We start from the raw sequence: 9570 nt of genomic DNA on the forward strand, positions 1-9570 counted from the left end.
CTCACACTTCAAAGCAGACTGGCAGCTTAGCGGCTCAGTTCAACCAGCAGCGCATTAAGGCGGCGCACATAGGCACCGGGATCCTGCAGCGCCTCACCTGCAGCAAGGGCTGCCTGGTCAAACAGGATGTGACTCAGGTCGGCAAAGCGATCTTCATCCTGCTCACTGTCGAGCTTGTCCAGCAGCGGGTGGGCCGGGTTGATCTCCAGGATCGGCTTGCTTTCCGGTGCCTTCTGGCCGCTGGCCTCGAGGATACGGCGCATCTGCAGCCCCATGTCGTCCTCGTTGATCACCAGTACCGCCGGGGAGTCAGTCAGACGGTGCGACACGCGCACTTCCTGCAGTTGCTCCTTGAGTGCTTCCTGGATGCGCTTGACCAGGTCGGCCTTGGCTTCAGCGGCCTTTTCCTGCTCCTGCTTGTCCTCGTCGCCTTCGAGCTTGCCGAGATCCAGGTCGCCTCGGGCGATATCGACAAACTGCTTGCCCTGATATTCGGTCAGGTGGCTCATCAGCCACTCGTCGATACGGTCGGTCAGCAGCAGCACTTCGATACCCTTCTTGCGGAAGATTTCCAGGTGCGGGCTGTTCTTGACCTGCGCGTATCGCTCGCCGGTGAGGTAGTAGATCTTGTCCTGACCTTCGACCATGCGCTCCAGATAGGCGTCCAGGCTGACCACTTCGCTGTCATCGCTCTGCGCGGTGGAGGCAAAACGCAACAGGCCGGCAATTTTCTCGCGGTTGGAATAGTCCTCGGCCGGGCCTTCTTTCATAACGCTGCCAAAAGCCTTCCAGAAAGTCGCGTACTGCTCGGGCTCTTTCTTCGCCATTTTCTCCAGCATGTCCAGCACGCGTTTGGTCAACGCGGACTTCATGCTGTCGATCGCCGGGTCCTTCTGCAGGATTTCACGCGAGACGTTCAGCGACAGGTCATTCGAGTCCACCACGCCCTTGATAAAGCGCAGATACAGCGGCAGGAATTGCTCCGCGTCGTCCATGATGAACACGCGCTGCACATACAGCTTGAGCCCACGCGGCGCTTCGCGCTGGTACAGGTCAAACGGCGCGCGACCCGGCACATACAGCAGGCTGGTGTATTCCAGCTTGCCTTCGACCTTGTTGTGGCTCCAGCTCAGCGGGTCTTCAAAGTCGTGGGCAACGTGCTTGTAGAACTCCTTGTATTCCTCGTCCTTGACCTCGGTACGCGGGCGGGTCCAGAGCGCGCTGGCCCGGTTTACACTTTCCCACTCGGTCTCGGCAGCGGCCTCCTGCTCCTCACCTGACGGCTGCTTGGGCAGCTCGATGGGCAGGGAAATATGGTCGGAGTATTTGGTAATGACGTTGCGCAGACGGAAGGTATCGGCAAACTCGCTCTCTGCGGCCTTCAGGTGCAGGACGATACGGGTACCGCGCTCAGGCTTGTCGACGGTGGCGATAGTGAAGTCACCCTCACCGGCTGACTCCCAGTGCACACCCTCGGCGGCAGCGAGGCCCGCACGGCGGGTGAATACCTCAACCCGGTCAGCGACGATAAAGGCGCTGTAGAAGCCAACGCCAAACTGTCCAATCAGTTGGGAGTCCTTTTTCTGATCCCCAGTCAGTTGCTGCATGAAGGCGGCGGTGCCGGACTTGGCAATGGTACCCAGATGGTCGATGACCTCCTGGCGGGACATGCCGATACCGTTGTCCTCGATGGTCAGGGTGTTGGCCTTGCTGTCGGCGCTGACGCGGATACGCAGCTCGGGCTGGTCTTCCAGCAGCTGCGGCTGGGCGATGGCTTCGAAGCGCAGCTTGTCGGAGGCATCCGAGGCGTTGGAAATCAGTTCACGCAGAAAGATTTCCTTGTTCGAGTACATCGAGTGAATCATGAGGTGCAGCAGTTGCTTCACCTCTGTCTGGAATCCCAGGGTTTCCTTATGAGCGTCCACGGTCATAACGAAGCGTCTCCATTTGATGCTGTTCAGGGCAAGCCAGCAGATTCTGGCAATGCAGCAAAGATGGGGACATTTGAAATACTTTCAAGGGCCTGGCGTCAGATCCGCGGTCGAACCTCGATCAGGGCGATATCGACCGGGTGAAACTGAAAGTCGACCTGATTGGCACCCTGAGGCAGTGCCAGCACCAATCTGCGCTCGCTGGTAACCGCCTTGAGCACCCCTTCGTGCTCGCGACCGGCAACGGTAACCAGGCGCAACCGCTGGCCTACGAAATGTTCTGGCTCATCCAGCACGGCAAGCAGGCTAACCTCCTGCCAGTCGGCAGGTGATGGCGCAGGCGCAGCAGGCTCCGGCTGTGGTGCTGGGGGCTGGGCGCTGTTCAGTGAGCGGCCAAGCCAGCTTGGCCGCTCTGCCAGTGTCACTCGGCCGGTCAACCGCGTCTGATGCTCTGCGGGCAAACGCAGGTGTACAACCATCTCCGCGCCCTCTCTGCCCTGCGGCGCCAGAGACAGGCTGAGGCTGTAGCCGGAAGCAACCCGGCGCAGGCCAGGTGAAGCCAACGCACCGGTGTACCACTGCAGTACCATCTGCGGCCATGGGCCGTCGTCGCCCGGCAGCAGATCGATTGCTGTGCCTTGCAGCAGGCTGGTGGCGCCATCAAAGCGCACTACCAGAGAGCGGCGCACGCGCTCGCCGGCGGTCTCGGCAAAAATCAGCTGATCGCCACGCCAGTACACCTGGTCAGGCGCAAAAGACTGGCCCATCAGCGTGCCTTGCAGCTCACCGGCGGGCACCTCCTTTTGCCATTGCCCAGACAGTAAACGGGCAAAATGCTCTGGCTGATGCTGCTGCAGCAACCAGAAACCGGCACCAGCACACAGCAGCGATACAAGCAGCAAGATACGCGGTAAACGAGCGAAAGCGCTGTCGCGCAGAAAGGGCGTCACCAGTGGCAGCAGCGCAGCCAGTAGTACGGCTCGGCTACCCAGACGCAAGCTGCAAAAAACCAGCCAAACCCAGGCCACCGCAAAGCCGATCACACCACCCAGAATCAACAAGGCTTCCATCGCCGACTACACTCCTGTCGCGCTCGTATTCAATCCAGCTTGAAATGGGCCCGAGCCGTGGCAATAGGCTCGCTGGAACGGGTTTGCCAGGCGGTGATGGCAACGTTGCCAACACGCCGCCCCTGCCGCCAGACCTGGCAACTGGCATAGGTGTCACGGTACAGCCCGGCGCGCAGGTAATCCACTGAGAAATCGATGATTTTGGGGAACACCTCACTGTTCATGAACATCATCAGATGCAGCATCGCCGATTGCTCCATGAAACCGGCAATAACGCCGCCGTGCAGCGCCGGCAGTACCGGGTTACCAATGTTGTTCTGGGCGCTGGGTAGTCGAAAGAAAGCTTCGCTGCCCAGACGCGTCACTTGCATTCCAATCATCCGCGCATAGGGGATCGCCTCCACCAACGCACCGTAGTCCCCCGTCTCGTGGGAGCGGCTGATTATTTCCTGGACCTGCTGCTCGGTCAGGCTCATGCGCCCACCTCGTCGCCGTGTGCTTTCAGATTGTCCTGATCAACCGCCTTGCCCATGCGCATGAAGGTCCCCACAACATGGGCAATCGGCTCTGAGCGTTCGTCCTGATAAGCAATGCCGCGGGTAAAGATGACTGCCGGCGTAACGCGGTAACACTCGGCGAAGCCAAAGATGGCTTTGCCGGGCTCGGCCGGATGCATGTAATCAATGCGCAGATCCAGCGTCGGACAGATTTCAAACTCCGGCAGGTAGCAAACGGTAGAAATGCCGCAGCAGGTATCCATAAGAGTGGTGATGGCCCCACCGTGTATGACGCCGGTAACCGGGTTGCCAACGATGGCGTCGCTGTAGGGCAGCTTGATGATGAGCCCTTGCTCATCGGCGTGCTCTACGGTCATCTGCAGGTGCTGGCAATGTCGCAACGCAGACAGGAAATTCCGCGCCCGCAGTTCGATTTCGCTCATGAACAGTGCGCCTCTGGAGTGGTTTTGTAATAAGGCTGAGCATAGTACCCAGAACGTGAACTAGACTCCAGAAGTCGACCAGATGTTGAACTTTACGCACAAGGCGCAGCACTAAGGCAATGAATCAACTGCTTTGAAGGAGTGTTTGTATGTCCCGGAAAATGACTATCGCCGCCGCCCTGCTGCTGTCCACTGGTCTGCTTGCCGCTGCTGGTTGCCAGCAAGAGCCTGAAGACAAGCTGGAAAATGCCCAGGAGTCGATGTCCGACGCGGTCGACAACGTCGGTGATGCCGTAGAAGAAACCGGCGAAGCGATTGAGCAGAAAGCTGAAGAAGCGCAATAACAAGGCGACTGATCGCCGATTTTACTCTTCAAGGAGAGCACCATGAAAAAACTAGCTGCAGCGGTTGTCCTGATGGCCGGCGTAGGTCTGTTGGCTGGCTGCCAGGAAAGCCCGGAAGACAAGATGGAAGACGCACGTGAGTCCATGTCTGATGCCATGGACAACATGCAGGACGCCGCCCAGGATGTCGCCGACGCTACCGAACAGAAAGCCCGTGAGGTAACCGGCACCGAGCAGACCACTGGTGAGGTGTTGCAGGAAAAGGTTGATGCCGCAGGTGACAGCGTACAGGACGCCTACGATGCTACAACTGAGAACATCGAAGAGGCCTACGACGCGACCAAAGAAGGTGTCAGCGATGCCTACGACAGCTCGGTAGAGTACGTCGAAGAAAAAGGCGAAGCGGTGCGGGATGCTGCCGTCGAGTCCAAGGAATCCATGGAGCGCGCTGTGGAAGAGTAAGCGATCAGTAATGCAAAAAAGGGCATGCCGCGGCATGCCCTTTTTATTTGTCACCTCAGCGCAGCAGCGGCAATAGCATCAAACCGAGGCTTGAAACAAAACCTGCGCCCCATACCAGGCTGCGCAGCGTTGCCAAGTTGAGCAGATACAGCGCGGTGTAGCCAATTCGGCTCAACACAAAGATGATGCAGAGCACATTGGCCGCCGCACCTAGCGTCCCCGTCGCCAGCACCACCAACACTCCAGCAGCAAACACCGGAAACGCCTCGATCATGTTCTGGTGCGATGCCAGCGCACGTGCGCCCCACCCTTTCAACGCGGCCTGCTGGGCACGCGGATGAGCATTGTCATAGCCCCCCGAGCGGGATTGGGCAACAGCGACCGGCGCTTTGGTCAGCACCAGCATCAGCGCAGCGATAAACAGACTCCAGAGGGGGATACTCATTCCAGCTTCTCCATTTGCGGTGGCGGTATCGGTGCCGGACTGAACATCATGATGTGCAGTACGTCCGAGTGAAACTCACGCCGGTACAGTACCAGTACCACGCCCGCAGTGGTAAGAATGAACAGCAGCGGATTGATGAACCAGGTCAGCGTACCCAGCGCAAAATAATAGGAGCGCAGCCCCAGATTGAACTCGTTGCCTGCCATCGAGAGCACGCGCGCCATACGTTCGGCGTAAGCATTGCGCTCGGCTTCGGTGACATTTTTCTCACCCAGCAGTGGCGCAGAGCCCAGCAGCACAGAGGCAAAGTTGTACTGGCGCATCCCCCAGGAAAAGGTAAAGAACGCGTACACAAAGATGGCCATCAGCACGAGCAGCTTGAGTTCGAAAATCTCCCGACTGACCTTGGCAACAAAGGGCAACTCGTGCAGCAGCAGCTCTGCCTTGTCGGTTGCCCCCATCACGGTAATCAGACCGGCCAGAATCAGCAGCGTGCTGGAGGCGAAGAACGATGTGTTGCGCTCCAGGTTACCGATCACGCTGGCGTCTGACATGCGCTGCTCACGCATCAGCAGGCGGTTCATCCAGTCCCGTCGATACAGGTGCAATACACTGGCCAGGCAAGCCGTATCACGCCCCTTGCGTAACGCATAGTAGGTGTAGCCCATCCAGCAAAGCACCAGCCAGCCTACAGCCAGCGCGTTGATCCAAACACTTCCTGCATCCGGAATCGACAGCATTCACTCTCCCTACTCTGACCGGATTTTATTTATGGGGCGCACAGACGCCCCGCATCAACGCCGCAGGCTGCCATGGCGAAGATACTCAACCAGTATAGCCAGCAGCATGGTAACCAGAACCGGCAACAGCCAGCCCAGACTCTGATCCGACAACGGCAGCGCATCAAGCCAGGCACCAGCGCTGCTGATCAGGCCTGCGGCCTTGAGGCCATCGATCACGCCAAAAACCAGCGTCACCAGCATCACCGGGCGCATGATATTACCGGGCCGAGCCCAGCTCGCCCCCAGCAGGCTGATACACACCAGCACAATGGCCAGCGGGTACAGACCAACCAGCACCGGGATGGAAACGCTGATCAAGCTGTCCAGCCCCTGATTGGCCACCAACATGCTGAACAGACCAAAGAGCCAAACCACCGCGCTGTAGCTCAGCGGCAACAGCTTGCTGAAGTACTCGCCACAGGCGGTCAGCAAACCGACTGCTGTGGTCATGCACGCGAGGATAATGACCAGAGCCAGCAACGCGCTGCCTGCGGTGCCAAAGCGGTACTGCACATAGGCGGCGAGAATCTGTCCTCCATTGACGCCCGGTTCGACCAATGAGCCACTGGTTGAACCCAAATAAAACAGCGAAAGGTAAACCAGCGACAGCCCGGTCGCCGCAATCACAGCTGCCATAACGGTGTAGCGGGTAATCAACGGTGCGGAATTGACCTGCCGGTCGCGAATCGCAGTGGTGATTACGATGCCGTACACCAGTGCGCCCAGGGTATCCATGGTCAGATAGCCCTGCAGAAAACCCTGAATCATCGGTGCATCGCGGTACTGGCCGCTTGCCGCCTGCATATCGCCGGCGGGCAGAAACAGCGCCGCCAGCCCCAGCAGCACCAGCCCGGCCAGCAAGACCGGCGTAATGTACTTGCCGACCCGGTCCATCAACTGGCCCGGCTTCAGTGCCAGGAAGATTACCGCAGCAAAATAGATCAGCGAGTAGCCGAGCAGCGTCTGCCAACTGTCGCTGACAAACGGCAGCACGCCGATCTCGTAGGACACAACCGTGGTGCGCGGGGTTGCGAACAGCGGCCCGATGGCCAGGTAGACCAGCACGCTGAGCGTTACTCCCGCTGCCCCGCCAAGCGGCGCGGTCAACTGCGCCAGGCCGCCACCAACGCGAGCCAGTGCAATCAGCGTCAGCAGCGGCAGACCAACGGCGGTAATGAGAAAACCAAACGCGGTAGGCCAGATGTTGGCCCCGGCAGCCAGACCGGCGCCCGGCGGGAAGATCACATTGCCCGCGCCAAGAAAGAGCGCAAAGGTCATAAAACCAAGCGCAAAGATATCGATGGGTGTAAGTCGTTTGATCATAAAGCTGTTATCGTCGTCCGCAAAAAGCAGGGACATCCGTGTCGCCCGGCAACATCGCCCTCCCCCTTATCAGGGGCAAGTAGCGTTGCGCCAGAGGTTGGTTGGAATGCGCAGACCGTTAACCATCAGGTCCGGCTGCGGCTTGGCGGCGAATTCTACCCTGTTCTGCACGATGGCATCGAACAAAGCCGCCGGGCGGTGTTCCGCCGGGCATCCGCTCGCATCTTGAATACGCCCAAGGTCGCCCCAGGTGCTCCAGCTACCGTCCGTATCCGACAGCCAGATCCGCCCAAAGGGCATGTCGCCATCGCCGTCTCGACGCAGCACAACGTAAGCGGTCTGCTCACCAAAAAAGCCCGGCAGCGCCCAGATCAGGCAGGCGTTCGGCACATCCAACCGCTGGCTGTCACACGACAGCACGCCCGATTCACGGCCCAGCGCCTGGGCCAGCCCCGGGGGCAGCGCACTGCCGGATGGAAAACGCGGCAGCGCCTTAACCTGCTCCAGCAAGGTAGCAGTGTCTTCTCGCCGGCCGGCCAGCGCCTTGCGAGCCAGAAGCGCCAACAGCTGCGCCTGTTCATCGCCGCTGGTGTCGGTACGCGTGAGTTCGGTCAGCACTGTCAGCCCGTAGCCATCGCCTTTGGAGCGCAGAAAGTTGATGAAGGCATCCTCGCTGAGCCTGTTCGTCTCTAAGCGATTCAGCTGGCTATCGACACTGAGACGGCGCGGGTCGAGCGGCCCGCCAAGCAGCAGCACGATGCCAAGCACCGCAACCAGTGCCGCGGCCACATTACTGACGGGCAGCAAGCGGTTGGGTGTGCCACCACGTGCACTGCTGAGCGCATCCATGCCGGCCCCCAAGGCCATTACACTAAGCACCAGCCAGACCAGCAGCGCCCAAATACGCTCCGGCGTCAGGCCATACTGCTCAAGACGCAGCCATAGCGCATAACCGGCGACCGCCATCATGGGTAACAACGCCAGCTTGCCGGCGACCATGACCCAGCGCATCCAGGCGGCCTGCTCGCCCTGTTCGGCCCCGCCGCGCGAGGCCAGATTGATCAGTAACAGGTTCAGGGTGACAAACCAGAGCAGCAAGTTAGCCGCATGCCCGCTTTCAAACAGCCCCGCAAGTCCCTGCACGCCCCAGCTGAGGACAAAACCTACCGCCAGCAGCGCCGCCAGTGGATACAGCCAGCCGCACAGCTGGCGCGCCCGACCGGTAAGAAAGTCAGCCACGCCATGGGTTCGCACTGCGACCGACACCGCGTGGGAGAACACCAGCGTAACCAGGGGAATGCTGAACCACTTCTGATCAATCAGCTGGTGCAGCAGCTCCAGCCCCACCAGCTTGAAGAGCCCGGCAGCGCTGTACAGCAGCCCCCAGAAAAGCCCCAGCACCAGCCCTGCCTGTAGCAATACCAGAGCGTTGTGGTGCAGCGCATCGATCCAGCGCTGGTAGTCCCCCGGCTGCGGACGCCCGCGCACCAGCGCAACGGCGGGTGCCACCAGAAAAACCAGCAGCGCGAATATCAGCGCCGGCTGCAGGTAGTCGCCAACACGGCCAGGCGACCAGCCGCCCAGGTAGCCCTCGGGCTGCCACAGCGACACACCGGCGGTCAGGCCCTGATGCAGACCGACCAACGACGCCAGCAAACCCAGGCCGAGACTGAGCAACCAGCGGCGCACCGCTGCTGCCTCACTGGCGCAGTAAAACGCCAACGGCAGCGCCACCATAAGCATGAACAGCGGAATGTAGGCCGCAGCATGGGTAGCCGGCCACACCTCCAGCTCAGCCGACTGAAACAGACCGTACGCCAGTATCGCCTGCAGCGCACCGACCATCATGTGCAGACTGCTGATGCGGTCAAAGCTCTTCATTGGATAATTTCCTGACAAAAAACAAAACCCCGCCAAGGCGGGGTTTCAGACTGCTGACAAAGCCCCTAGCCGAAAGGCGGGGGCTTTTGTTTAATGGGTTGTCGTTTATCGCAGGCCAACCCGATGCTCAAACCCCCTTCACCCAAACAACACGCGCTGGAGATGGTCACCCTCGAAGAACTGGTGCCAGCTGACCATCTGCTGCGCAAGATCGCCCAGCACATTGATTTCGAGTTCATTCGTCCTGCCACCCAGCACCTGTATTGTGCTGACAACGGTCGCCCGGCGATTGACCCGGTCACTCTGTTCAAGATGCTGTTTATTGGCTACCTGTTCGGCGTGCGCAGCGAACGACAGTTAATGCGCGAGATTCAGGTTAACGTTGCCTATCG

General features: G+C 59.8%; 11 protein-coding genes. 3 read left to right on the top strand and 8 right to left on the bottom strand.

Translation table 11 applies throughout. From position 1 onward, the window contains the following. Positions 1–26: 26 nt before the first annotated feature. The 4 genes from htpG to BM116_RS16000 all read right to left on the bottom strand — a co-directional run bounded on the left by htpG (position 27) and on the right by BM116_RS16000 (position 3941). Positions 27–1931 carry a molecular chaperone HtpG gene (gene htpG, locus BM116_RS15985; RefSeq protein WP_083726248.1) on the bottom strand — a complete coding sequence of 635 codons (1905 nt, stop codon included), beginning with the start codon at positions 1929–1931 and terminating at the stop codon, positions 27–29. Between the two features lie 98 nt (positions 1932–2029). After that, positions 2030–3001 carry a hypothetical protein gene (locus tag BM116_RS15990; RefSeq protein WP_083726246.1) on the bottom strand — a complete coding sequence of 324 codons (972 nt, stop codon included), beginning with the start codon at positions 2999–3001 and terminating at the stop codon, positions 2030–2032. 29 nt (positions 3002–3030) lie between these two features. Then, positions 3031–3477, bottom strand: coding sequence for a PaaI family thioesterase (locus BM116_RS15995; protein ID WP_083726244.1), 447 nt, complete (start codon positions 3475–3477; stop codon positions 3031–3033). Next, positions 3474–3941 (bottom strand): PaaI family thioesterase, encoded by a 468-nt coding sequence (locus BM116_RS16000; protein ID WP_083726242.1) that lies wholly within the window; start codon positions 3939–3941, stop codon positions 3474–3476. The genes BM116_RS15995 and BM116_RS16000 overlap by 4 nt, the downstream gene beginning before the upstream one ends. Positions 3942–4090: 149 nt before the next feature. Here BM116_RS16000 and BM116_RS16005 point away from each other — a divergent pair, with 149 nt between their 5' ends. Continuing rightward, on the top strand, positions 4091–4285 hold the full coding sequence (locus tag BM116_RS16005; RefSeq protein WP_139056962.1) for a hypothetical protein: 195 nt from the start codon (positions 4091–4093) through the stop codon (positions 4283–4285). 42 nt (positions 4286–4327) lie between these two features. Then, positions 4328–4747: a Tim44 domain-containing protein gene (locus BM116_RS16010; protein WP_083726238.1), complete on the top strand. Its 420-nt coding sequence runs from the start codon at positions 4328–4330 to the stop codon at positions 4745–4747. Positions 4748–4802: 55 nt separating this feature from the next. On the opposite strand, the gene BM116_RS16015 is transcribed toward BM116_RS16010, so the two are convergent. The 4 genes from BM116_RS16015 to BM116_RS16030 form a co-directional block, all read right to left on the bottom strand. Beyond that, a complete protein-coding gene (locus BM116_RS16015; protein WP_083726235.1) occupies positions 4803–5192 on the bottom strand; it encodes an MAPEG family protein in 390 nt (129 codons plus the stop codon). Continuing rightward, a complete protein-coding gene (locus BM116_RS16020) occupies positions 5189–5932 on the bottom strand; it encodes a DUF599 domain-containing protein (protein ID WP_083726233.1) in 744 nt (247 codons plus the stop codon). Before BM116_RS16020 ends, BM116_RS16015 begins: the two co-directional genes overlap by 4 nt. A gap of 54 nt (positions 5933–5986) precedes the next feature. Further along, positions 5987–7294, bottom strand: coding sequence for a branched-chain amino acid transport system II carrier protein (gene brnQ, locus BM116_RS16025; protein ID WP_083726388.1), 1308 nt, complete (start codon positions 7292–7294; stop codon positions 5987–5989). Between the two features lie 72 nt (positions 7295–7366). Continuing rightward, positions 7367–9178, bottom strand: coding sequence for a DUF4153 domain-containing protein (locus BM116_RS16030; protein ID WP_083726231.1), 1812 nt, complete (start codon positions 9176–9178; stop codon positions 7367–7369). 123 nt (positions 9179–9301) lie between these two features. Here BM116_RS16030 and BM116_RS16035 point away from each other — a divergent pair. Continuing rightward, on the top strand, positions 9302–9570 hold a 269-nt coding region (locus BM116_RS16035), incomplete at its 3' end, for a transposase (protein ID WP_139222354.1).

The organism is Halopseudomonas pachastrellae (assembly GCF_900114765.1).
Classification (GTDB): Bacteria; Pseudomonadota; Gammaproteobacteria; order Pseudomonadales; family Pseudomonadaceae; genus Halopseudomonas; species Halopseudomonas pachastrellae.

Bases quoted from the DNA above. Each gene is read 5' to 3' on its own strand.
- BM116_RS16010 (WP_083726238.1), top strand. From the start codon at position 4,328: ATGAAAAAACTAGCTGCAGCGGTTGTCCTGATGGCCGGCGTAGGTCTG.
- BM116_RS15990 (WP_083726246.1), bottom strand. From the start codon at position 3,001: ATGGAAGCCTTGTTGATTCTGGGTGGTGTGATCGGCTTTGCGGTGGCC.
- BM116_RS16030 (WP_083726231.1), bottom strand. From the start codon at position 9,178: ATGAAGAGCTTTGACCGCATCAGCAGTCTGCACATGATGGTCGGTGCG.
- BM116_RS16005 (WP_139056962.1), top strand. From the start codon at position 4,091: ATGTCCCGGAAAATGACTATCGCCGCCGCCCTGCTGCTGTCCACTGGT.
- BM116_RS16000 (WP_083726242.1), bottom strand. From the start codon at position 3,941: ATGAGCGAAATCGAACTGCGGGCGCGGAATTTCCTGTCTGCGTTGCGA.
- htpG (WP_083726248.1), bottom strand. From the start codon at position 1,931: ATGACCGTGGACGCTCATAAGGAAACCCTGGGATTCCAGACAGAGGTG.
- BM116_RS15995 (WP_083726244.1), bottom strand. From the start codon at position 3,477: ATGAGCCTGACCGAGCAGCAGGTCCAGGAAATAATCAGCCGCTCCCAC.
- BM116_RS16015 (WP_083726235.1), bottom strand. From the start codon at position 5,192: ATGAGTATCCCCCTCTGGAGTCTGTTTATCGCTGCGCTGATGCTGGTG.
- BM116_RS16020 (WP_083726233.1), bottom strand. From the start codon at position 5,932: ATGCTGTCGATTCCGGATGCAGGAAGTGTTTGGATCAACGCGCTGGCT.